The sequence below is a fragment of the Methyloceanibacter marginalis genome, from assembly GCF_001723295.1.
In the GTDB taxonomy this organism is placed as follows: Bacteria; Pseudomonadota; Alphaproteobacteria; order Rhizobiales; family Methyloligellaceae; genus Methyloceanibacter; species Methyloceanibacter marginalis.
This window is the reverse complement of the sequence record NZ_LPWD01000090.1, coordinates 1-22,151: the sequence shown is the minus strand read 5'-3', so window position 1 is coordinate 22,151 and position 22,151 is coordinate 1. Positions and strand designations below refer to the sequence as shown.

18 protein-coding genes and 5 pseudogenes are annotated in these 22,151 nt (G+C 65.9%); 4 read left to right on the top strand and 19 right to left on the bottom strand.

Annotation, left to right across the window (positions count from 1 at the left end):
• Positions 1-37 precede the first annotated feature (37 nt).
• Together fmt and def are read right to left on the bottom strand one after the other, a co-directional pair.
• A complete protein-coding gene (gene fmt, locus AUC71_RS04160) occupies positions 38-964 on the bottom strand; it encodes a methionyl-tRNA formyltransferase (RefSeq protein WP_069623247.1) in 927 nt (308 codons plus the stop codon).
• A 54-nt stretch (positions 965-1,018) separates the two neighbouring features.
• The gene (def, locus tag AUC71_RS04155; protein WP_069623246.1) at positions 1,019-1,600 is read right to left on the bottom strand and encodes a peptide deformylase; all 582 of its coding nucleotides are present in this window, start codon (positions 1,598-1,600) and stop codon (positions 1,019-1,021) included.
• A 133-nt stretch (positions 1,601-1,733) separates the two neighbouring features.
• Here def and AUC71_RS04150 point away from each other — a divergent pair, with 133 nt between their 5' ends.
• A complete protein-coding gene (locus AUC71_RS04150) occupies positions 1,734-2,972 on the top strand; it encodes a DNA recombination protein RmuC (RefSeq protein WP_069623245.1) in 1,239 nt (412 codons plus the stop codon).
• The gene (locus tag AUC71_RS04145) at positions 2,972-3,421 is read left to right on the top strand and encodes a potassium channel family protein (RefSeq protein WP_244500795.1); all 450 of its coding nucleotides are present in this window, start codon (positions 2,972-2,974) and stop codon (positions 3,419-3,421) included. Before AUC71_RS04150 ends, AUC71_RS04145 begins: the two co-directional genes overlap by 1 nt.
• An 85-nt stretch (positions 3,422-3,506) precedes the next feature.
• Here AUC71_RS04145 and AUC71_RS04140 read toward each other — a convergent pair.
• From AUC71_RS04140 to AUC71_RS20795, 6 genes and pseudogenes are all read right to left on the bottom strand, one after another.
• Positions 3,507-4,325: pseudogene (locus AUC71_RS04140) on the bottom strand (metal ABC transporter permease); the annotation flags it as partial.
• A pseudogene (locus AUC71_RS04135) lies at positions 4,285-5,192 on the bottom strand (metal ABC transporter permease). The pseudogenes AUC71_RS04135 and AUC71_RS04140, both read right to left, overlap by 41 nt.
• Positions 5,189-6,093, bottom strand: a pseudogene (locus AUC71_RS04125) (manganese/iron ABC transporter ATP-binding protein). Before AUC71_RS04125 ends, AUC71_RS04135 begins: the two co-directional pseudogenes overlap by 4 nt.
• Positions 6,080-7,053: pseudogene (locus AUC71_RS04120) on the bottom strand (metal ABC transporter substrate-binding protein). The pseudogenes AUC71_RS04125 and AUC71_RS04120 overlap by 14 nt, the downstream one beginning before the upstream one ends.
• An 81-nt stretch (positions 7,054-7,134) precedes the next feature.
• Complete coding sequence (locus tag AUC71_RS20800; protein WP_244500794.1) at positions 7,135-7,293, bottom strand: VOC family protein; 159 nt, start codon at positions 7,291-7,293, stop codon at positions 7,135-7,137.
• Complete coding sequence (locus tag AUC71_RS20795; protein ID WP_244500793.1) at positions 7,290-7,568, bottom strand: VOC family protein; 279 nt, start codon at positions 7,566-7,568, stop codon at positions 7,290-7,292. The genes AUC71_RS20800 and AUC71_RS20795 overlap by 4 nt, the downstream gene beginning before the upstream one ends.
• A 148-nt stretch (positions 7,569-7,716) precedes the next feature.
• Between AUC71_RS20795 and AUC71_RS04110 the strand changes: the two genes are divergently transcribed.
• Both AUC71_RS04110 and AUC71_RS04105 read left to right on the top strand, forming a co-directional pair.
• Positions 7,717-9,039 (top strand): AmpG family muropeptide MFS transporter, encoded by a 1,323-nt coding sequence (locus AUC71_RS04110; RefSeq protein WP_083238067.1) that lies wholly within the window; start codon positions 7,717-7,719, stop codon positions 9,037-9,039.
• A complete protein-coding gene (locus AUC71_RS04105) occupies positions 9,036-9,239 on the top strand; it encodes a hypothetical protein (protein ID WP_069623242.1) in 204 nt (67 codons plus the stop codon). Before AUC71_RS04110 ends, AUC71_RS04105 begins: the two co-directional genes overlap by 4 nt.
• 59 nt (positions 9,240-9,298) lie before the next feature.
• On the opposite strand, the gene recR is transcribed toward AUC71_RS04105, so the two are convergent.
• The 11 genes and pseudogenes from recR to AUC71_RS04050 form a co-directional block, all read right to left on the bottom strand.
• Positions 9,299-9,904: a recombination mediator RecR gene (recR, locus tag AUC71_RS04100; protein WP_069623241.1), complete on the bottom strand. Its 606-nt coding sequence runs from the start codon at positions 9,902-9,904 to the stop codon at positions 9,299-9,301.
• 7 nt (positions 9,905-9,911) lie between these two features.
• Positions 9,912-10,232, bottom strand: coding sequence for a YbaB/EbfC family nucleoid-associated protein (locus tag AUC71_RS04095; RefSeq protein WP_069623240.1), 321 nt, complete (start codon positions 10,230-10,232; stop codon positions 9,912-9,914).
• A 15-nt stretch (positions 10,233-10,247) separates the two neighbouring features.
• A complete protein-coding gene (locus AUC71_RS04090) occupies positions 10,248-10,799 on the bottom strand; it encodes a hypothetical protein (RefSeq protein ID WP_069623239.1) in 552 nt (183 codons plus the stop codon).
• Entirely contained in the window at positions 10,796-11,575 is a 780-nt protein-coding gene (locus AUC71_RS04085) for a UvrD-helicase domain-containing protein (protein ID WP_069623238.1), read from the bottom strand. Before AUC71_RS04085 ends, AUC71_RS04090 begins: the two co-directional genes overlap by 4 nt.
• Before the next feature lie 522 nt (positions 11,576-12,097).
• A pseudogene (locus AUC71_RS22545) lies at positions 12,098-12,527 on the bottom strand (UvrD-helicase domain-containing protein); the annotation flags it as partial.
• Positions 12,528-12,559: 32 nt separating this feature from the next.
• The gene (gene addB / locus AUC71_RS04075) at positions 12,560-15,667 is read right to left on the bottom strand and encodes a double-strand break repair protein AddB (protein WP_244500792.1); all 3,108 of its coding nucleotides are present in this window, start codon (positions 15,665-15,667) and stop codon (positions 12,560-12,562) included.
• Positions 15,660-16,385 carry a nucleotidyltransferase family protein gene (locus AUC71_RS04070; RefSeq protein ID WP_069623236.1) on the bottom strand — a complete coding sequence of 242 codons (726 nt, stop codon included), beginning with the start codon at positions 16,383-16,385 and terminating at the stop codon, positions 15,660-15,662. Before AUC71_RS04070 ends, addB begins: the two co-directional genes overlap by 8 nt.
• A 12-nt stretch (positions 16,386-16,397) precedes the next feature.
• Positions 16,398-17,924, bottom strand: a complete 1,527-nt coding sequence (gene tsaE / locus AUC71_RS04065; RefSeq protein WP_069623235.1) for a tRNA (adenosine(37)-N6)-threonylcarbamoyltransferase complex ATPase subunit type 1 TsaE — start codon at positions 17,922-17,924, stop codon at positions 16,398-16,400.
• Positions 17,921-20,164, bottom strand: coding sequence for a sensor histidine kinase (locus tag AUC71_RS04060; protein WP_158007692.1), 2,244 nt, complete (start codon positions 20,162-20,164; stop codon positions 17,921-17,923). Before AUC71_RS04060 ends, tsaE begins: the two co-directional genes overlap by 4 nt.
• Before the next feature lie 190 nt (positions 20,165-20,354).
• The gene (locus AUC71_RS04055) at positions 20,355-20,666 is read right to left on the bottom strand and encodes a hypothetical protein (RefSeq protein ID WP_069623233.1); all 312 of its coding nucleotides are present in this window, start codon (positions 20,664-20,666) and stop codon (positions 20,355-20,357) included.
• Positions 20,663-21,979, bottom strand: coding sequence for an outer membrane beta-barrel protein (locus AUC71_RS04050; protein WP_069623232.1), 1,317 nt, complete (start codon positions 21,977-21,979; stop codon positions 20,663-20,665). Before AUC71_RS04050 ends, AUC71_RS04055 begins: the two co-directional genes overlap by 4 nt.
• Positions 21,980-22,151 lie beyond the last annotated feature (172 nt).

Sequence of the window (22,151 nt, the reverse complement as noted above, 5' to 3'; positions counted from 1 at the left end):
GGCCGGGACAAGCCCGGCCATGACGCGTGAAGAGAATTCAGCCAATCACCGTGCCTTTGCGCAATGAGGTGCCGCGCAGGAAGGCCTCGCCGGTCACCGGCTTCTTGCCGGCGCGCTGAACCTTGGTGAGGCGCACGGCGCCCTCCCCGCAAGCGACCGTGAGGCGCTCGTCGAGAAGCGTGCCGGCCACGCCGCTGCCGTCCGCAAGCACGGAGCCCAGCACCTTGACGCGCTCGGCCCTATCGCCCTGCTTCAGCTCGAACCAGGCGCCGGGATGAGGCGCGAGCCCGCGGATATGGTCATGCACGTCTTGCGCGGGCAGCGTCCAGGCGATGCGCGTCTCCTTGTTATTGATCTTGGCGGCATAGGTGACGTCCGTGTCGTTCTGCGCCTGGCAGTCGAGCGTGCCGTCTTGCAGCGCGGCCAGCGCCTTGACCATCGCGCCGGCGCCGCGCGCGGCAAGCGCATCGTGCAATTCGCCGGCGGTCATGTCGGGGCCGATCTGCATCCGCTCGACCAGACAGACGGGACCCGCATCGAGTCCTTCGGTGACGCGCATGATGGCGACGCCCGTCTCCGCATCGCCCGCCATGATGGCGCGGTTGATGGGGGCGGCGCCGCGCCAGCGCGGCAGAAGCGAGGCATGGATATTGAAGATGCCTTGCTTGGTCGCGGCGAGGACGGGCTTGGGCAGGATGAGGCCATAGGCGACGACCACGGCGGCGTCGGCTTCGAGCTCGGCAAAGCGCTTCTGCTCCGCCTCGCTCTTGAGGCTCTCGGGCACACGCACCTCGAGGCCTGCCGATTCAGCGGCCTCGTGCACCGGTGACTTTCGCAAATCCATGCCGCGGCCGGCCGGGCGCGGCGGCTGCGTGTAGACCGCGGCGATGTCGTGGCCCGCTTTGCGGAGGGCCTGCAAGGCCGGCACGGCGAAGTCCGGCGTGCCCATGAAGACGATGCGCATGGGTCCCTTATGTCATTGCCGGGCTTGACCCGGCAATCTATTCCACTGGCGCTTCTATACGCTGAGCCGTAACGGCGTGGATGCCCGGATCAAGTCCGGGCATGACGAGTCCCTAAGGGGCATCGCCTCGGCGCGCTTCTGCTTGGTGAACTTCTTGACGATCATGTCGCGCTTCAGCCGCGAGAGATAGTCGATGAACAGCACGCCGTTCAAATGATCGATCTCGTGCTGGACGATCGTGGCCCAGATGTCCTCGAGCTCGAGCTCCTGCGGCTTGCCCTCGCGGTCGAGGAAGGCGACGCGCGCTTTCGCCGGGCGCTCCACCTCCGCCGTCACCTCGGGGATGGACAGGCAGCCTTCCTCGTGTGTGCGCATCTCGTCGGAGAGGGAGAGGATTTCGGGGTTGGCCATGACGATCGGGTCCGGCGGATCCTCGTCGCGGGCGGCGTCCATGACAATGACCCGCCGCGAGATGCCGATCTGCGGGGCGGCGAGCCCCACGCCCGGGGCGTCGTACATGGTGGCGAGCATGTCGTCCATGAGCTTGCGCAACGCGTCGTCGACGCGCTCGACAGGCGCGGCTTCCGTGCGCAACACCGGGTCCGGGATCGTGATGATGGGATAGATCGAGGCCATGCTTCAGGCTGACATTGGGTTCAGGCTGACATAAGGACCGGGCGCGTTCCGGTCAATGCGCCCGTTTCTCCCACCAGGCTCCCAGCGTGTTCCTGTTTTGGTCTGAGCGTGCGAATCAGCCTATAGCTGTCCCATGGCTCTAGAGCCCCTGCAGGTGGGGAGCGTCACGCTCGATCCCGTACTTATTGGTCTCGCGCTCGCGGGCCTTGCCGTTGTTGCGCTCATCGTGCTCGCGATCGTGCTCATCGTGCATATGAGCCGGCGCAAGCAGGAGGCCTCCGCCAGCGATGCGCATCTCGGCGAGCTGAAAGTGCGCCTCCAGACGCTTGCCGAGATCAGCGTCACCCGCCACGGAGAGCTTGCCCGGGCGGTGAACGAGCGGCTCGACCGCATGACCCACAAGGTGGGCACCGATCTCAACGAGACGGCGCGCAGGACGCACGAATCCATCTCCAAGCTCAATGAGCGGCTGGCGGTGATCGACACGGCGCAGAAGAACCTGACGGATCTCTCCAGCAATATGGTGAGCCTTCAGGAAATCCTGGCGAACAAGCAGGCCCGCGGCGCCTTCGGCCAAATGCGCATGGAGGCCATCGTCCAGGACGGCCTGCCGGTGGGCGCCTACACGTTCCAGGCGACGCTCTCCAACGGCAAGCGGCCGGACTGCCTCCTGCATATGCCGAACACGCCGGCGGGCGTGGTGATCGACGCCAAATTCCCGCTGGAAGGTTTCGAGGCGTTCCGTGTCGCCAGGCGCGACGAGGAGAAGAAGCTGGCGGCGCGGCAGGTGCGGATCGACGTCGGCCGTCACATCGAAGCGATGGCCGAGCGCTACCTCATCGCCGGCGAGACGCAGGACACCGCCATCTTGTTCGTGCCGTCAGAGGCGATCTATGCCGACCTCGCCGAGCATTTCTCGGACATCGTGCAGAAGGCGCACCGAGCGCGCATCGTCATCTGCGCGCCGAACATGCTGATGCTCGCGGTGCAGACCATGCAGGCCATCCTCAAGGACGTGCAGATGCGCGAGCAGGCGCATCTCATCCAGCGCGAGGTGGCGACGCTGATGGAGGATATGGGCCGCTTCCGCGACCGGGTGCTCGATCTGCAACGGCATTTCGGCCAGGCGAACGCGGATATCGACAAGATCCTCACCTCCTCGGAGAAGATCACCAAGCGCGGGCAGAAGATCGAAAGTCTCGACTTCGAGGAGGAGGCCAAGGCCGAGCTCGCGAAGAAGAACGGCGCCGCGCGGCCGCCAGCGGCGGCGCCTGCACCGCCCGCACCCCAAGCCCAGCCTGCGAGGGTCGAGAGGCCGCGCAGCGAGGGCCCGCGCATCATCCGGCAACCTGATCTATTGGCAGGCGAATAATGCTCGAGACCATGGACGGCTCGATGTTCGATCAGGTCGTCGTGGGCGGCGGCGCGAGCCTCGCCAATCTCATCATCCACGCGGTGCTGGTGGGCGCCATCGTCGCCACGGTGCGGCGCTTGAGGATGGAAGGCGGCTCGGTGCCGAGCTTCCTGCGTTATACGCTGGTGATCGTCGCCACCGGCACGCTGCTCGTGGCCGGGCATTTCAGCGAAGTGGTGCTGTGGGCCTACACCTATGACTGGGTGGGCGCCACGCCGCCGGGGACAGACCTCGTCTATTTCGCCTTCGGCAACTACACGACGCTCGGCTATGGCGACACGGTGCCGGTGCCGGAATGGCACCTGCTCGGGCCGATGACGGCGCTGAACGGCGTCATGCTGATCGGCTGGTCGACGGCCTTGATCTTCGAGATCTTGCGGCGCTCGGGCCCCCAGACGCAAAGCTGACGCTCCGCGGATTGCCGAACAGATCGAGCGGCGCCGGCGCGCCGCCGCTTACGGGCTTGGAGGCCTCCGATTTCTTCAGCGCCCAGAGCCCGCGCTTCGGCGCGAACAGGAACGCGGCGAGGAAGACGGACGCCTGGACCAGCACGATGCAGGCGCCGGTCGCGCCGTCGATGTGGAAGCTGATGAGCCGTGCCGAGCGCGGCGGAGCCGCAGGCCACGGCCACCGCGATCACCAGCATCCTGCCGAAGCGGTCGGTCAGCAAATAGGCCGTGCGCCCGGCGCGATCAGCATGGCGATGACCAAAATGATGCCGACGGCCTTGATCGAGCTGACGATGGTCAGGGACAGCAAGATCAGCAGGCCGTAATGCAGCACGCGCACGGGCAAGCCGATGGCGCGCGCATGATTGGGATCGAAGCAATAGAGCAGGAGATCGCGGCGCTTGAGGAGCACGATGAGAAGCGTTCCGCCGGCGATGATCGCGGTCTCGATGAGGTCGGCCGCTGTCACGCCCAGCACATTGCCGAACAGGATGTGGTTCAGGTGCTGATCGGTCTCGACCTTGGTGAACAGCACCAGCCCGAAACCGAACATGCCGGAGAACACGATGCCCATCACCGTGTCCTCTTTCACGCGGCTATTGTCCTTGAGGTAGCCGGTCGCGAGCGCGCAAGCGAGCCCTGCGACGAAGGCGCCGATCACCAGCGGAATGCCCAGCACGAAGGCGATGACGATGCCGGGCAGCACGGCGTGCGAGATGGCGTCGCCCATGAGCGACCAGCCCTTGAGCACGAGATAGCAGGAGAGCACGGCGCAGACGGCGGCGACGAGCAGCGACATGAGAAGCGCGCGCTGCATGAAATCATAGGCGAAGGGCTCGGCGAAGAAGGCGACCGGGTCCATCATGCGGCGCCTCCGGCACCACGTGACGCTTGCGGCGCGCGGCCAGCACGCCGTGCCTCGGCGCGAAATAGAAGGCGGCAAGAAACAGCAGCGTCTGCAGGGTGACAATGACCCCGCCCGTGGCGCCGTTGACGAAATAAGAGAGATAGGCGCCGACGAAGCTGGTCCCCGCGCCAATCGCGATGGCGATCAGAATGAGCCGGCTAAAGCGGTCGGTGAGCAGATAGGCCGTGGCGCCCGGGGTCACCACCATGGCGATGACGAGGCAGGCGCCCACGGTCTGGAGGGCCGCCACGGTGCAGGCGCTGAGCAGCGTGAAGAAAACGATCTTCAAGGCCCAGGTGTTGATGCCGATGCTCCTGGCATGGGTCTCGTCGAAGAAGGTGACCATCAGGTCCTTCCAGATGAAGGCCAGGATGACGAAAGACACGGCGGCGATGATCACGACTTGCATGGCGTCCTCGTCGGCGATGGCGAGGATGTTGCCGAGCACGATGGTCTGGATCGATACGGAGGTCGGGTGCAACGAGGCCATCAGAAGACCGAGCGCAAACAGCGTGGTGAAGACGAGGCCGATAATGGCGTCCTCGCGCAGGCGGGAATGCTGCTTGACGAAGACCATGCTCAACGCGGCAAGAATGCCGGCGAAGAAGGCGCCCGCGGCGAACGGCGCGCCGATGATATAGGCGCCCGCACGCCCGGCACGATGGAGTGGCCGAGCGCGTCGCCCATCAGCGACCAGCCCTTCAACATGAGATAGGCGGACAGGAAGGCACAGACCGCACCCACGAGCGCGCTGACCCACATGGCCTTCCACATATAGTCGTAGCTGAACGGGATCAGGAGCTCGGCGAAGAGGGCGCTCATTCCGGGCGGTCCTGATCTTCTTTGCGCCGCTTGGCCTTGCCGCCATAGATGACCAGCGGCCGCTCGTCGTCGGTGAGCACGGTGAGTTTCCGCGTATCGTCGTCGTCGTGCAGCGCATGCCGCCGAGCTCGAAATTGCGCAGCACGCCGCCGAAGGTGCGCTCCAGATTTTCCTGGGTGAAGGTCTCCGCCGTGGGACCCGCGGCCAGCACCGTGCGGTTGAGCAGCACGACCTGATCGCAGAAGTCCGGCACGCTGCCGAGATTGTGGGTCGAGACCAGCATCAGGTGACCGGAGGCGCGCAGCTCGCGCAACAGCTCGATGATCGCTGTCTCGGTGGTGACGTCGATGCCGGTGAACGGCTCATCGAGCAGAATGATGCGGCCTTCTTGAGCCAGAGCGCGGGCGAGGAACACGCGCTTCTTCTGGCCGCCGGAGAGCTCGCCGATCTGGCGCTCGCGGTAAGCGCTCATGCCGACGCGCTCCAGGGCTTGGTCCACCTTGCGGCGGTCCTCGCGTGTGGGAATGCGCAGGAAATTCATATGGCCGTAGCGGCCCATCATCACGACGTCCTCGACCAGGACGGGGAAATTCCAATCGACGTCCTCGCTCTGGGGCACATAGGCGACGATGTTCTGCGAGATGGCCTCGTCCACGGGCAGACCGCAAAGCCTGACCTCGCCGGCGGACGGCTTCACGAAGCCCATGATGGCCTTGAAGATGGTGGACTTGCCGCTGCCGTTGACGCCGACAAGGGCGCAGATCGTGCCAGGGCCGAGCGCGAAGGACGCGTCATGCACCGCGGTGAAGCCGTTGGGATAGGTGACGCTCAGATCGCGGACCTCGACGCTCGCGGGCCGCGTGGACACCTCGTTGCGGGTCAGGAGATCAAGCGGGCTCATCTTCAAAGCCTTTGGCGATGGTCTCCACGGTCACGCGCAGGAGATCGAGATAGGTCGGCACGGGTCCATCCTCGGTCGAAAGCGAATCCACATAGAGCACGCCGCCGTAGCGCGCGCCGGATTCCTTGGCGACTTGCTTAGCGGGCCGATCCGAGATCGTGCTCTCCGAGAACACCACGGGGATGCCGTTGTCGCGCACCAGCTCGATCACATGGCGCACCTGTTGCGGCGTGCCCTGCTGATCGGCATTGATGGGCCAGAGATAGGCCTCGCGCATCTCGTAATCGCGCGCGAGATAGGAGAAGGCGCCTTCCGACGTGACGAGCCAGCGCTTGTCCTTAGGGATGGCCGACAGCCGCTTGCGCAAGGGCGCATCCATCGCCTTGATCCTTTCGGCGTAGGCGGCGGCGTCTTGTTGTAGGTTTCCGCGTTCTTCGGGTCGTGCTCGGCGAGCGCCTTTCGAATGTTCTCCACATAGATCAGCGCGCTCGACGGCGACATCCAGGCGTGCGGATTGGGCTTGCCGTTATAGGGCCCCTCGGTGATGCCCATGGGCTCGACGCCGTCGCTCACCACCACGCTCGGTACATCCTTCACGTTGTGAAAGAACTTCTCGAACCAGCGCTCGAGATTGAAGCCGTTCCACAGGACGAGGTCGGCGTCCTGCGCCTTGACGATGTCGAGCGGCGTCGGCTGATAGTCGTGAATCTCGGCGCCGGGCTTGGTGATGGACTCCACCACCGCCGCATCGCCGGCGACGTTCTGGGCGATGTCCTGGATGACCGTGAAGGTGGTGACCACGCGGAACTTGCCGGTATCCGCGGACTCGCTTGCCGGCTCGCCGCATGCAGCCAGCGTGCCCAAGCTCAAAATCGCAATCGCGGCGCTCAGTCGCGTGAGCCGCCGAACCCAATCCAGCGTCAAGGAGTCCTCCTCATGGCCCAGTTTCTCATGCAGCATAGCTGCAATTGCAACTTATTCGCAACTAAAATTTAAAGAGGCCTCGAGGAAAAGGCCCTTAAGGCGCGCGGCTTTGGCCGATTACTTGGCCTTCTTGCGGGTGGCCTTGGCTTTGGCCTGGCGCTCGCCCCATTTCATGCCTTCGAGCTTCAGCCCGTCAGGGTCGAGGAAGAAGACCGCGTAATAGTCGTCGTAATATTCGCCGGCCGGGTCGAAGATGGTCGCGCCCTGCTCCTTCAAGAAGCTTCCAGATCGTCGACGTCTTTGCGGCTCCTGAGCTCGAAGGCGTAGTGGTGAAAGCCGATATCGCCGAGGCGGTACGGGTGCTTAAGCCCCTCCTCATCCGCCTGGCCGATCCAGAAGCGCGTCTTGCCGTTGGTCCAGCCGATCATGTCGCCGTAATCGCCCAGCACCTCGAAGCCGAGAAACGCGAACAGCTTGCCGTAGAACGCCTTCGATTTGTCGAAGTCGCTGACCCTGATGACCAGATGGTCGATGCCGACGACGCGCACCATGGTTCTTCTCCTTTGTCCTGCCACGAAAGCGGCATCCAGTACTCGCGGTATTCCGACGTAACGTACAACGGCGGTGACTGGATCAACGGTGAGACGGAATTCGGCGAGACGGCATGACGAAACCTCCGGCGGCTGATAAGAACCATCCATGACGGAGACCGGGGGAACGACCGAACAATCGGGCTTGGCCGACGTGCAGCGCAGCTGGACGGCGATCCTGTTCAACCGGAAGATGCTCGCCTGCATCTTCCTGGGCTTCACCTCGGGCATGCCGCTCTATGTCCTGATTTCGCTGGTGCCGGCCTGGCTGCGCAGCAACGACGTGAACTTGGCCACGATCGGCCTCTTCGCCCTGATCGGACTGCCCTATACCTGGAAATTCGTGTGGTCCCCCCTGATGGACCGCTACAAGCTGCCTTTCCTTGGGCGCCGGCGCGGCTGGGCGCTCCTGACGCAGCTGGTGCTGCTGCTCGCGATCGGCGTGCTGGGCCAGTTCGATCCGTCGACCTCGCTCCAGGTCATCGTCGCGGTGGTGTTCGTGGTCGCCCTGTTCGGCGCCAGCCAAGACATCGTCATCGACGCCTACCGGCGGGAGCTCTTGGCCGACGACGAACTCGGCACCGGCACGTCCATCTTCGTGAACGCCTACCGTCTGTCCGGACTGGTGCCGGGCTCTCTGGCCCTGATCCTGGCCGACCACCAGCCCTGGACGGTGGTGTTCTGGGTCACCGGCGCTTCATGCTGGTCGGCATCGTCACGACCTTCAGAGAAGGCGACGACGCCCTGGCGCCGCACACTCTGCGGGAGGCGGTCGTCGATCCCTTCGTCGAGTTCTTCAGCCGCGACGGCGGGATCAAGGCCGGGTTGGGCCATCCTTGCCTTCCTGTTCCTCTACAAGCTGGGGGACAACATGGCCACGGCGCTCGCGACGCCGTTCTACATCGACATGGGCTACTCCTTGAGCGAGATCGGCTCCGTGGCGAAGGTGGCGGGCCTATGGGCCAGCATTGCCGGCGGCGTGCTCGGCGGCATCATCATGCTGAAGGTGAGCATCAACCGTGCGCTGTGGCTGTTCGGCTTCGTGCAGGTCCTCACCATCCTGCCCTATATCTGGCTGAGCCAAGCCGGACACTCTCTGCCGGGGCTGTTCGTCGTGGTCAGCGGCGAATATCTCGGCGTCGGACTTGGCACAATCGCGCTGACCGCCTTCATGGCGCGCGAAACCAGCCGCGCCTTCACGGCCACGCAGTTCGCCCTGTTCTCGAGTTTCATCGCGGTGCCCCGCACGGTGGCCAACGCCTCGACCGGCTTCATCGTCGAGGCCGTGGGGTGGACGCAGTTCTTCGTGATCTGCACCATCGTCGCGATCCCCGGCATGCTGCTGTTGCTGAAGGTGGCGCCGTGGAACGACAAGCGGCTCGCCCCCGAAGCGGTCGCGGCGCTCGAACCTCTCAAGGAGAAATCCACATGAGCATCGACCGTCTGCTGGTCTTCATCGTGGTTGGGCTGACCTGCCTGTTGATCGGCGGCATGGGCGGGCTGTTCCTCGGCGCCACGTCGGAGCAAGAATCGTTCCTCGAGGCGCTCGCGCGCGGCAACTTCACCACGGCGTGCAAAACGCAGATCGAAGCGGCCCTGCGCGGCGGCGGCGCGGCGCCAGCGAACCCTTAGCGCATCTCTCCCGCTTGTTGCCCTGGATCCCGACTTTCGTCGGGATGACGACTTCGTCGTCACATGGCCTTGCGGGCTTTGACGGCGGCCGCCAGCGTACCCTCGTCGAGATAGTCGAGCTCGCCGCCGATGGGCACGCCTTGGGCGAGCCGCGACACCGCGACATTGCAGCCGGCGAGCTGATCCATCAGGTAATGCGCCGTGGACTGGCCTTCCACGGTGGCGTTGAGTGCCAGCAGCACTTCGGTGACTTGCGGATCGGCGGCGCGGTCGATCAGCTTCGGGATGGTGAGATCGTCGGGGCCCACGCCGTCGAGCGGCGAGAGCGTGCCGCCCAGCACGTGGTAGAGCCCGTTGATCACCGCGGCGCGCTCCAGCGCCCAAAGGTCGCCCACCTCCTCCACCACGCAGATCATGGAGCGGTCGCGCGTGTTGTCGCGACACAGCGTGCAAGGGCTTTGCGTATCGATATTGCCGCAGGTCTCGCAGGTGAGGATGGTGTCTCGGGTCTCGGCAAGCGCTGAGGCAAGGGGATCGAGCAGCTGCTCCTTCTTCTTCACGAGATGCAGCGCCGCGCGCCGGGCCGAGCGGGGGCCGAGCCCCGGCAGCCGCGCCAGGAGCTGAATCAAGCGCTCGATCTCGGGGCCTGCCGCCGCGCGCGCCATCTTTTGGCTAGAAGAGCTTGAGGCCGGGCGGCAGGGGAAGGCCGCCGGTCAATGCCTGCATCTTCTCCTTCGTGGCCTCTTCGACTTTGGTCTTGGCGTCGGCGTGGGCGGCCGTGATGAGATCCTCCAGGATCTCGCCTTCTTCGGGCTTGAGCAAAGACGGGTCGATCTTGACGCTTGCCATCGCGCCCTTGCCGTTGAGCGTCACCACCACCATGCCGCCGCCGGACCGGCCTTCGCAGGCCATGCGCTCCATTTCGGCCTGCATGTCGGCCATGCGGCCTTGGAGCTCCTGCGCCTGCTTCATCATCTGCGTGAAATTTTTCATCGCGTTTCCGTATTCCTAATTCGTGCCATCGTCCTTGAGATCTTCTTCCGGCGGGGCCTCGTTGCCGGCGTCCTCGCCGGGCACCGCATGCGCCGTGGAGCGCACTGCGGCGATCCGGGCATCGGGGAAATGCTGAAGCACCTCCTGCACCGCAGGGTGCGCGCGCAACTGCTCCATCTCGCGCTCGGCCTGCGCCCGGCGCGTCGCCCCCAAGGGCTCGGCGCCTTCCTGATCGCTGGTCGATACGATCCATACCCGGCCGGTCCAAGCTTTGAGCTTACGCATCAACTCCTGCAAGAGATCGGGCGCCGCAACGGGCAGCGGATTAACCTCGATATGCCCCGGCTTGAAGCGCACCAGGCGCACCTGCTCCAGCAGCGCATTTTTCAGCTTGAGATCGCGCTTATCGTCGGCGAGCGCCACGAGATCCTGCACGGCGAGCTGGTCCATGAGGCGCATGCGGTCGGCGCCGGCGACCGGACTCCCGGCGCGCTTGAGTTCGCGTATCATCGGCGCGGTGAACGGCTCGCGCCGCCGTACGAGAATGAGAATGTCGCCCGCTTTCACCCTGCGTCCGGCCGAGGCGAGTTGCTCTCCGTCCTCGCGCCAGGCTTTGATGGTCGCCGCAATGCGCTTGCACAGGGCGTCCACCGACGCGCGCCGCCCGGCTCCTCGCTCCACGGCTCGAAGGCGGAAACGCTCGGGCGCTTGTCCTCGCCGAGCGGCTCCCACAATTCCACCAGCCCCGCTTCGCCTTGCCGATTGGCGTGATGCTGGATGACGGCGTCCTCGGCAAAAGTCAGGCCCTGCGCCGCTTCTCGCCGCTCGAACACACGGTCCACCGCGTCGAGCACCGGCACCGTGGAGCGGAACGACAGATTGAGCGGTACCCCGTGCCAGAGCACGTTCGCCGCCGCGGCGCGCTGCCGGAAGGCGCGGCCCACGGTACCAAAGCGGGCCGGGTTGGCGCCCTGGAAACTGTAGATCGACTGCTTCTCGTCCCCCACGGCGAACAGGGTGCGGAGCCGTTCGCTGGCGCCGTATCCTGCGAAGAACTCCTCGGCCAAACGCTCGATGATCGACCACTGCTCGGGGTTCGTGTCCTGTGCCTCGTCCACCAGGATATGGTCGACGCCGCCGTCGATCTTGTAGAGCACCCAGGCCGCTGCGCCCGCGCGAGACAGGAGGTGCCGCGTCTTGATGATCAGGTCGTCGTAATCGAGCGCGGCCTCGGCCAGCTTGCGGCGCACATAGTCCTCCTGGACGGCATCTGCCAGCGCCAGCACCGCGCTGCTTGCGTCCGCGGCGCGCAGCAGAGCGAGCTTAGTGTCGAGTTCGGCCACGCGGCTCGGGCGGCGGCCAGTGTCTCGGCAAGTTGCGGCGCGTCCGTCTTGACGCGGCGCTAACCACGCGTGCGCGCGGGTTTCCATCCGCAGTCAGGAAGGCGGCCTTCAGCGCGGCTGCCCGCGCCTCACCCGTGCTGCCTTTGGCGCCGCGCAAACCCTCCTCGGTCCTGGCGTCGTCCGTCGTGCTGCCGAAGCTTGCGAACGCGGAGAGCGCGGCGTCGATCTCCGAATCGCTCAGCACCGACGCGAGCTCGGCGACGAGGGCGTCCTCGGTATCTTCGGCCACGCCGAACAACTGCTTCAGCGCGGCGCCCTCGGCCTCCGCCCATTCGGTGAGGCCGTCGTGATAGGCCGCCATTCGATCAAGCTCGGCGCGTTTGCCGAGCACCGTATCGACCACTTGGCGGAAATACTCCTCGCCGGCGACGGTGATGATCGTGTCGAGCGCCCGGCCAAGCATGCTGTTCCGGTCCTCGGCGGCGCGCGCGACAACCGTGTCGAAGGCGCTTCGCTTGAGAAGCGCCGCATCCCGATCGTCGAGCACGGTGAAGTGCGGCGTGACGGCCGACTCGAGCGGGAAGCGCTGCAGCAGGCGCTCGCAGAATCCGTGAATGGTGTGGATCTTCAGTCCGCCACGCGCTTCGAGAGCCCGGGCGAACAAACGCCGCGCCCCGCTCAAGTCCTGGTCCTCGGGCGGCCGTCCCATGAGCTTGGCGAGCTTGGTCTGCAATTCCGCCGCGGGCATCGTCGCCCAGGCGGCCAGTTCCTTGAGCAGGCGGTTCTGCATCTCCGCCGCCGCCGTCTTGGTGTAGGTCAGGCAAAGAATGCTCTCGGGCCGGGCGCCGTCGAGCAGGAGCCGCAAGGTGCGTTTGACCAGCACCTCGGTCTTGCCGGTGCCGGCATTGGCCGACACCCAGGCCGACGCCTTCGGGTCCGAGGCGCGCGCCTGATTGGCGTCCGCCTCGTGAAGGAGATCGGCGCTCATCGCCAGTCCTCCTCGGCCTCTTGTGTCAGCCATTCGGCCACGCGAGCGAGATGCTCGTACTCGTCATAGCGGTAGACATTGACGAAGGCCGGTGCGGACCGGCGCTTCACCTCATAGGGGGTCTCAGGGTCGGCGAAATGAGCGACGAGCCGTTCCAGGTCCTCGAGCGCCTTAGCCGCCAGGATATCTGCGGCGGCATTGGTCGCCGGCCGCTCGTCTCCGCCGTCTTGGCGGCCCGAGGCCTGGATATACACCATGGATCGCACGGGCCGCGGCCCGAGATCGGCGAAACCGCCGGCCGCGGCGATCGCCGCCTCCAAAGGCAGCTGCGGCGCGTAGAGATCCTCCACGTGTTTCGGGATCGGCGGCTTGCCGGTCTTGTAGTCGTAGATCACGACGCCGCCGTCTTCCGTCGTGTCGATGCGGTCGGCGCGCGCCTTGAGGCGGAAGCCCGAGTCGAGTTCGAGCGCGCCGTCCACCTCCGTATGCGTGCCGGTGATGTCCGCGCGTCGCGTCGGTTCCGTGGCGGCGAACCAGCGGGCGAAGCGCTGGAAGTGGGGGCGCCAAAATGCCTCGACCCGCGCCGCCCCGCCGAGCTTGGCGAAGAGATCGTCGGCAGTCGTCATCAGCGCCCCATAGATGTCGGCCGGCAGCGCATCCGGGATACGCACGCGAGACTCGTGCAGCACTTCGTGCACGATGGAGCCGCGCATGGCCGCGTCGGGCTCGGTGCCGAGGGGCTTCAACGGTTCTAGCTTGAGGATATGCCTGGCGAAAATTTCGTACGGATTGGCGATCCACCGCTCAATACGCGTTACGCTCAGTTCGCGTGGACGCGCCTCGACCGGCGGGCGTGGTTGCGGCGCATCGACGGGTGTGAAATCCGGTACGCTGTCACGTTCCCGCGCCCAGGCGACCCAAGGCAACTCCGGTTTGATCTTGGCGGCGAGGCCGGACGCCTCCACCAGCGCCTCCAAGCGCTGGAGCCAGCGCGACGGCACGGTCGGTACGCCATCCACTTTCAAGGCGCGCGTCAGATAGACGGTTGGGGCGCCGAGCGCTTGGGCGAAATCATGCGCGCTGAGGCCAAGGCGGCGCTCCGGCGGCGACAGGCCGAGTGTCTTGCGCATGGGACGGCTGAGCCATGGCCCCGCTTCTTGTGGGCGCGGCCATACCCCCTCGTTGAGGCTGCCGAGAATGACCACATCCGGCTGCTGGAGCCGTGCTTCGAGCGGTCCCCAAATGAACAGCCGCGGATGCGCCGGTCCGCGTGGGCGCACCACCTGGCGGCCGAGCAGGCTGCGATAGAACGCCGGATAGTCCCGGGCGGACATGTCCAGGTTCGCTCCGTCGCCGATGAGTCCGGACATGAGCACCGTCAGCGCTTCGCCCGCATCTCCCTGCCATAAGCTCGCGGAGGCGCCGGCAGTGTCGCGCGCGAGCCGCTCGGCCGTGGCGGCATGTGCCTCGGCGAGGGTTGCCATGCTGTGCTTCGACCGGCTAGCGAATAGTTCGGCCAGCGGCGCGAACGCATGTTCCAGGTCGCGCACAAGGCCAAGGACGCTGTCGTGTTCCTCTTGCCGCAACGAAGAGCGCCGCCAGGTGCGGTCCTCACGTGCCGTCTCAAGCGCCCTGGAAATGCCGCTAAGGCCTTGACCTACATAGATATCGCGGAATGCTCCTCGCTCCAGCGTTCGTGCCGCCGTCCGGATTTCGCCCGGGCTTCGGCCGAGCAGCGCCAAAGGATGCTTCAGGAGCGCCATGAGCTCCGGCGGGGCGAAATTCGTTTCGGCCGCGCCGAGCACCAGATCCAGAAAGGCGCCGGGGACCGTGCGGGAGATCGGCGTGCCGGCTGAGTCGTCGATCGCCAACCCAAAGCTCTGGAGCCTCGCAGCCACGCGCCGCGCCAGCACCCGGTCGGGAGTGACCAGTGCCGCTGTCTTGCCTGGTCGGCGACTACACGACCGCAGGATGAGCGCGATGGCTTCCGCCTCGTCATGGGCCGTGGGGGCCTCAACTAATGAGATGCCGTTGAGGGCGTTGGCGAAGCTAGCCCGCCGTCGGGCGCGAGTTCGTCGCTCTCCAGGTAGCGCTGCCATTGCTCCGTGGTCTCGGCCGGTCGCAGCGCTTCGCTCACGAGATGAGGCGCGCCGCGCCGCGCCGTCCGGCGCGCTGCCCGGCAGATAGCGGACATCGTTGCGCGTCGCGCCAAGTTTGCGCAACAGCTCCGCCATGCCGGTTTGCGGGTGCTCGGGGTGCTGGGAAAGGCTCTCCCAACTTTCGTCATCGAGCGTGAAATCGAGCCCGGGCAGGACGACGGCGCCATTGTCCAACTTGGCAATCGTTTCGAGAAGCCGCGCCGTCGCCGGGACCGTACCTGTCGAGCCCGCCGCGATCACGGGATGGGGCGAGCCCTTCGCCAGCCGGTCCGTCTCCTGCGCCATGAGAAGATTGCGGCGCGTCACCGGCGAGACCAGGCTGTTGTGTTCCAGGTATTGCGGCCAATGCTCGGTGATGATCTTGAGAAAGTCGACGGTCGCCTGCCAATGCGCTGCAAGCTCGTCCGGCACCAGCGTATCGAGCGTGGAAAAATCGACCTCCTCGGACTCCACGACGTCCATAAGGTCCGCAAGTTCGGTGGCCAGGCTCGCGGCTTGCCCCGGCGTGCTCTTGAACCCTATCGACTCAATCTCCGCTTCGGTCGCCGCCGCGTCCAGCGTGTCGCCGAGGGCCAGAATCAGTCGCATCAACGCCATGAGCCGGGGCAGGGTGCCGATAGCGGTGGCGCCGAGCGCGCCGTCCGCATCGGCAAATGTGTCGGCGTCCAGGATCAGCGCCGCGTCTTCGTCGGCGTGGCCAAGGGCGTGGATGCGCGGCAGCAGGAGCGCCTCTCCCCCGGACTCCGTCAGAAAGGCCTCGCGCAAGGCGCGGGCAGCGCGCCGTGTCGGCAGGTAGATCGTGGTCTGAGGCAGGGTGAGTAGGTCCGGCTTGGCGCCGCCGGCGAGCGGCAGATCGCCCGCAAGAATCGCCCGGGCCAGGGTTGAGAGAAACGGCGCCGAGGGCGGGATGGTGTAGAGGCGGGGATGGGCGCGGGGCTCAGGCACCTTCACGCTCGAACGAGGCTTCCGCCTCCTTTAGGGCTTCCGGCGTTCCCACGTGCATCCAGCGCCCGTCGAGGCGAACGCCGTAGAGGCGCTCCTTGTCGAGGGCCCGGTCCCACAGCACGTTGAGCGAGAACGGGCCTTGAGGTGCGCCTTCGAACAGCGCCGCCGTGCACAGCGACACGCCGGCGAAGGCAAACGGCACCACTTGCCGCTCACCGCGCCGGGAAAGGCGCCCGTCCGGCGTCATGTCGAAATCGCCGCGCGCGTGATAGCCGATGCTGGTCGACAGCGGCGCGAGCAGCAGCAGGCAGTCCATGCGCGCTGGATCCCAGACGCGCAGCATGTTCGCCAGCGCCGGCGTGACGCCCTCGCTCCAAGCGGAGTCCGAGTTGTGGACGAAGAAGGGCCCGTCGCCGAGGTGAGACAGCGCCTTTGTCGTCCCGCCGCCCGTGTCGAGCAAAAGCGCGCGCTCGTCGGAGATCAGGGTTTTCGGTGCGCGGTCCGCACGGGCCTGCACATGCGTTTCGATCTGCTCGGGCAGGTAATGCACGTTGACGACCGCCGTCTCGACGCCGGCGGCGGCAAGCCGGTCCAGCACATGATCGAGCAGCGCGCGGCCCGCGAGCGGTACGAGCGGCTTTGGCATCGTGTCCGTGAGAGGGCGCATGCGCTCGCCATAGCCGGCGGCCAGCACCATCGCCGTGCGCGCGGTGGTCATGAATGCGTCCTTCTAAAGCGATGGAGGCGGCAGGTCCGCGGCGGACGGGAACTCACGCGCATAGAAGTCGCGCAGATCGCCGAGCGCCGGGTGGGCGAGGTCGCGCTCCAGATATCGCGCGACCCTAGGCATGTGAGCGAGATAGCCGCGCTTTCCGTCACGTTTCGCCAATCGTGCAAAAATGCCGAGGATCTTCGAGTTTCGTTGGGCGCCGAGCGTGGCGTAAAGGGTGCGGAAATCATCGCTCGAAAAGGATTCGCCCTGCGCGTTTCGGGCCGAACAGTACCGGTCGAGTTCGGCCCGTTCAAGCGCTTCGGGCACCTCCAGGCGGGCATCCTGAAGCAGGGACACGAGGTCGTAAGCGAGCGGCCCGGAGAGCGCGTCCTGGAAGTCGAGAAGGCCCACCATTCCGGACGCCTCCCGGTCGGGCAGCCACATCAGATTGGGCGAATGATAGTCCCGCAGCACCCAGCCGGGATCGGCCTTAGCCGCCTTTTCGAGATGCGGGCGCCACAGCGCCTCGAACTCCGCGCGCAAATCCTTCGGCATTTCCCGGCCGTGAACCGCGGGCCACAGCCATTCCACGATCAGCGAGGCCTCGATCAGCATCGCCTCGGCATCGAAGCGGGGCAGCCGATAGGGCGGATGTCCGGCGATAGGCAGCGCCTCCGAAGGCGGCGCCGCAGCAAGCGCGAGCAGCACGTCCACCGCCGCGCTCCACAGCTCCGGCCTGGTCGCCGCCGCGCTCCAACTCCGCCCCGAAGACGCGGTCGCCCAAATCCTCCGAACGACGAAACCGTCCTCAAGGTCGAAAGCCTCGATCACGGGCGCCGCGAAGCCCCGCGCGCGCAAGGCGTCCGCCACCGCCACGAAGGGCGTCACGTCCTCGGCCAGATGGACGAGCGCGCTATAGGGCTTGCCGTCGCGGATCGGCGGGCCGTCCGGCTGCCGTGGCGCGTTCATCAGGATGGCGCGCCTATCCGGCAGCACCAGCCGGGCGTAGGACCGCGTGGACGCATCGCCTTGGAGAAAGCGCGCGTCCGCCTTGGCATAGGCTGTGTGATCGAGAAATCCCGCCAGCACCCGTAAGCGCTCGAGCCGGGGAGCCCAGCCGCCGTGCCCGGTCAGCACGACACTGCGCGTGCCGGGATCGCCCGTTTCCTCGAGCGCGATATCGAGCCGGTCCGCAGGCAGCCAGCCGGCGGCGCGTTCCGGCCACTCGATGAGGAGCGCGCCATCGCCGAGCGCATCGTCGAGGCCAAGCTCCTCGAACTCATCGTCCTGGAGCCGGTAGAAATCACAGTGGCTCAGCGTGAGCCGCGGTGTTTCGTACTGCTGCATGAGCGCGAAGGTGGGGCTCGGCACTTCCGTATCGCCGTCGAGATGGGCGACCAAAGCTCGCGCCAGGGTCGTCTTACCGGCGCCCAGCGGCCCGCTCAGAGCGAGGACATCGCCTGTTTTAAGAGAAAGCGCGATCCGGCTGGCGAGACGATCGAGCCGGGCGAGATCGACGCCGTCGAGCCGCCAGCTTCCGCTCATCCGGCGCGGTTGGCCCGATAGGGCATCGCCTCGACATCAGGCTGTTGCGTGCCCTGCTTGAGCGGCAGCAGCACCTTGACCCGCGTGCCCTCGCCGGGCGTGCTGTCGAGAGAGACCGTGCCGCCATGAAGCTCGGCCAGGCTCTTGACGATGGAGAGCCCGAGCCCGGCGCCGCGGTGGCGCGATCCTTGAGTGCGGCTTTCGAAACGGTCGAACACGGCTTCTTGGAAATCCTCCGGAATGCCGACGCCTTTATCGGCCACGGTGAAGGCGATCATGGGGCCTTCCCGCTCGCAAGCCAAGCGGATCGCCTCTCCGGGCGCGGAAAAGCCGATGGCGTTGGACAGGAGATTATAGAGGATCTGGGTGAGACGCCTAGCATCGGCCACGACCTCGTCGACGCCGGGCGCGATGTCGATTTCGAGCCTCACATCGTTCTGCTTCAGCCGATCCTCGACGCCCAGGCGCGCCTGCTCGATGGCCTCGCGTACGTGGACAGGCTCAAGTTTCAATTCGAAAATGCCCGCGTCCATCGTCGCGAGATCGAGAATATCGTCGACGATGGCGCGCAGCGTCGTGCCCGAGGAAAGAATGTCGTCCACATATTCACGCTGCTTGGCGCCGAGCGGCCCGAAGGCAGGCTCGGCGAGCATCTGGGCAAAGCCCAGCATGCTGTTAAGCGGTGTCCGCAGCTCGTAGGAGACATGCGAGACGAACTCGCTCTTGATGCGGTCCGCAGCTTCGAGCGCTTCGTTCTTCTCGATCAGCGCGCGTTCGGCGCGCGTGGTGTCGGTGATGTCCGAATAGGTGAGCAGCGTGCCCCCGTCGGGCAGCGGCAGCGCGGCGCAGGCCAGCACCGCGCCGTCGGACCGGTCGAACTGGCTGTCATAGGGCCGGCGCTCTGAAACGATCGCCGTAACCGCGGCTTTGGTGCGTTCCCACTCCTCGGGTGCGTCGTAAAGCGCACGGCACCAAGAGATGACGTCTTCCACATGCGGCTCGGCGTCGAGCAGCCTTGGGTTCAGCTCCCAAATTCTCGCAAAGGCACTGTTGTAAAGGCGGAGCCGACCGTCGGGCGCGAACACGGCGACGCCCTCGCGCAGCGTGTCCAGCGTCTCGCGCTGCACTTGAATGAGTGCATTGTAGCGGCTTTCCAGCGCGATCTGCTCTGTGACATTCTCATAGAGATAGGTCACGCCGCCATCGGCATCGGCGTCGGCGATGACGTGCAGCGAGCGGCCGTCCGGCAGATACCAGCGGTCCTCGATCTGCTTGCCGGTGCCATAGGCGGAGAGCCAGCTCTGCTTCCAGACTCGGTACTCGGCGCGTTCTTCCAGCCGCCGCGCCTGGCGCAAGCGATCGAGAATCTCGCCGTCGCGCGGATGCGTGTCGAGCCACTCCGGATCGAGCTGCCATAGATCCACGTAAGCCTGGTTGTAATGGGCGAGCCGCTGGGTCGAATCGAACACGGCGAACGCGGTGGCGAGCCGGTCGAAGCTGCGGAAATGCGTCTCGATACTGGCCTTGATCTCGGCGCGGGCATGCTCGTTGCGCTTGGCCTCGTCGAGCAGTGTACGTAGCGCCGCGACTTGCCCCTCGAGCTCCTTATGCTTGACCGAGAGTTCCGCCAGTTCGAGCCGCTGGCCGGCGATGTTGCGCACCTTCACGACGAGCGACCGCCCGGCGGTGCGCCCATCGACCTCCACATAGCGCTCCCGCTGGGTGCGCAGCATCAAGTTGAATGCTTCGCCGTGTTCGGCGAGCGCCTGCATGGCGGAAATCAGCTCCATGCATGACGCTTCGTCGAGCCAGCTCGAGAAGGTCAGAAGACGCTCCGGTTCGCGGGGCACGCCGAAGCGCAGCGGCAGGTTGGAGACGAGCAGCTCCGGCTCGCCCCCCTCGGTAAGCGTCAGGAGCGCCTGCGGCTCGGCGGCGAGCACAGTCTCAAGCGTGCTCTCGCTCAAGGCATAGCGTTCCGCCTCGCTCGCCGCCTTGGCCTCTTGGGCGTGTGCGCGTTTTGTCGCGCGCATACAGGCGATGGCCGTGCCGATGGCGAACGCGATGATGCCGAGATTGATGCCGAGCGTTAGCAGCGCTTGGGCATCGACGCTCGCGGCCTCTTGCGCCAGCGCCGCGTTGACAGGCAGCAGCCAAGCCGCCGGAACGGAATAGGCAAGAACGCGAGACAGCACCGTGAGCCACCTTGAATCAGGTGTCACCTGGCCTCTGCTGGTCCGCATGGTCCCCCTCGCTCCCACGCCGCCGCTTGAATGCCGCCGCATCAACGCCGTTGCCTATGGCCTCGCCTCGCGCCGCTGAACGCTGCCACAGACTTGAACGCTGGAGCCGGTTGGCTCTGGCGAACCGCAAAGGCGAATCACAAACTAGACTAGCCGCTTCGCGCCACCTTGCCCACAGGCCTGCGCGTCGCTAATCGCGGACGCCGAAACCGAATTTGTAGGAGCCTTGCACGAGAAGGTGCGCCTGTTCGGCAGCGTAACGCATGGGAATGATCTCGCCCGTCCCGCCGAAATTGGTGTCGCCGCTCGTGGTCCACATCGACCAGTAGCGGCCGCCGACGCCGAGACTGAAATCGTCCGTCACGGCATAGGACAGCATGGCCTCGAGCTGCACGCCGATCCCTTCTCCGTCTTCCGGCGACACGAGATTCCGTAAGAGGTGATCGTCGGTCCCTTTGAACTTTGCATAGGGCAAGTATGCCGCGTCGGCCGCGAGGGTCACGCGACGCGCGATCGCGACTTCACCCGCAACGCCGAGTCGCAACGCCTGCCATTTATCGTCCTCGGTGATGCCGCGAACATGGTGGGGATGGGCGTGGCGCAGTCGGAAAATCGGTTGGCGATCTGCCGGCAGCCGAGACCCGTCATATCCTGCCGGAACTGGCTGTAGCCCACGAACGGCGCGACCGAGTAGCCAGGCCCCCGCCACACCGCGTATCCGACATCGATAAGCCCGTAGCCGATGTCGTTGTCGACGTCGGACAGCGTGTTCGAATAGGCCACGTCGGCTGCAGGAAACGCGATGTTCCAGTCCTCGTCGTTCAATGTGCCGTCACCCGCCGCGCCGCCGATCAGTCCTTTGATCATCAGACCGAACGACGTGTCGAGCCGCGCGAACGCCTCCGCGCCGTTGATGGGCTCGTTGTCATAGGTGAGCCGCGACGCGAGCGATGTGAGCCCGCGTCCCTGAATACCGAGATCCTTGTGGAACTGGCCCCACCCGTAGACGTAGCGCACGCCGGCGGTGAGGGTGGTGCCTGGCGCGCTCCAGCCGGCTTGTTGCGCTGTGGCATCGGGGGCGCCTGCGCCGCCGAGCTTGTAATTCATCCCCAGCTTGAACTGGTGGATGTCATGAGTGACATCGGCCCCGGCGGCCGGGGTGCCCGTCGTGGCGGGCCCGGGCGGGGCGGTCTGAAAATGACTTGCCGGCGCGGAGAGGCTTTGATCGAACGAGAGAAAGCCGTACTCGGCCTTCACCGTCCAGCGCGGCGAGACGGCGCGTTCCACGCCGCCGCCAATAGTCCAACCCCATTCCACGCCGCTGTCGCGTGAGCCGGGCAGTCCCTCGCCGCCGTTGGGCCTGGCATCGATCTCAGCATGCGCCCAGGCGAGACCGGCCTTGCCGAAGATCAGCGTTCTGCCGTCCGACGGGAGGACCCAGCCGAAGCGCCCCGTAAAAGTCCCGAGCGCGTCGATCTGCGCACGGCAATTCGCGCTGAGATAGAACCCGCTATAGGCGAAGCAGGTGTTGGTGCCGTCGAGATCGGCAAGGCTCGCATCCGCCTCGAGGCCGAACAGCCCCGCACCGCGTTGCCAGTTGTAGCCGGCCTGACCGCCGGCCAGCGGGCCCGGCGTGCGGACGGTGCCGCCGAAGATCGAAGGCCCGAACGGACTGTCCACGTCCGCGAGGTCGAGCGCGCCGCCGACATGATAGCCGAGATAAAAGCCGCTCCAGTCGTACGTCGCGTTGCCCGCAGACGCCGGCGCCGCGAGCGGCACCCACATCAAAAACAGGAGTCCCTTACGCCAGCCCATGCTTGAGCCCCCTTTTGCATGTCTGGAGCGAGAACAATGCGTGATTCGCGCCTGCCGTGCGAGGCCAAGCGGGAAAAAGGGCATACTTCATCCACTCGCCGCGAAGCCCGCGCGAGCTGTGTCAAAGAGCAAGAGGACAGCGGGACGCCGATCTGCCGCGATCCTACTGCAG

Excerpts from the sequence above, each read along its gene's own strand:
- def (WP_069623246.1), bottom strand. The coding sequence starts at position 1,600 with ATGGCCTCGATCTATCCCATCATCACGATCCCGGACCCGGTGTTGCGC.
- AUC71_RS04150 (WP_069623245.1), top strand. The coding sequence starts at position 1,734 with ATGGCTCTAGAGCCCCTGCAGGTGGGGAGCGTCACGCTCGATCCCGTA.
- AUC71_RS04145 (WP_244500795.1), top strand. The coding sequence starts at position 2,972 with ATGCTCGAGACCATGGACGGCTCGATGTTCGATCAGGTCGTCGTGGGC.
- AUC71_RS04110 (WP_083238067.1), top strand. The coding sequence starts at position 7,717 with ATGACGGAGACCGGGGGAACGACCGAACAATCGGGCTTGGCCGACGTG.
- AUC71_RS04105 (WP_069623242.1), top strand. The coding sequence starts at position 9,036 with ATGAGCATCGACCGTCTGCTGGTCTTCATCGTGGTTGGGCTGACCTGC.
- fmt (WP_069623247.1), bottom strand. The coding sequence starts at position 964 with ATGCGCATCGTCTTCATGGGCACGCCGGACTTCGCCGTGCCGGCCTTG.
- recR (WP_069623241.1), bottom strand. The coding sequence starts at position 9,904 with ATGGCGCGCGCGGCGGCAGGCCCCGAGATCGAGCGCTTGATTCAGCTC.
- AUC71_RS04060 (WP_158007692.1), bottom strand. The coding sequence starts at position 20,164 with ATGCGGACCAGCAGAGGCCAGGTGACACCTGATTCAAGGTGGCTCACG.
- AUC71_RS04095 (WP_069623240.1), bottom strand. The coding sequence starts at position 10,232 with ATGAAAAATTTCACGCAGATGATGAAGCAGGCGCAGGAGCTCCAAGGC.
- tsaE (WP_069623235.1), bottom strand. The coding sequence starts at position 17,924 with ATGAGCGGAAGCTGGCGGCTCGACGGCGTCGATCTCGCCCGGCTCGAT.
- AUC71_RS04070 (WP_069623236.1), bottom strand. The coding sequence starts at position 16,385 with ATGACCACCGCGCGCACGGCGATGGTGCTGGCCGCCGGCTATGGCGAG.
- AUC71_RS04050 (WP_069623232.1), bottom strand. The coding sequence starts at position 21,979 with ATGGGCTGGCGTAAGGGACTCCTGTTTTTGATGTGGGTGCCGCTCGCG.
- AUC71_RS20795 (WP_244500793.1), bottom strand. The coding sequence starts at position 7,568 with ATGGTGCGCGTCGTCGGCATCGACCATCTGGTCATCAGGGTCAGCGAC.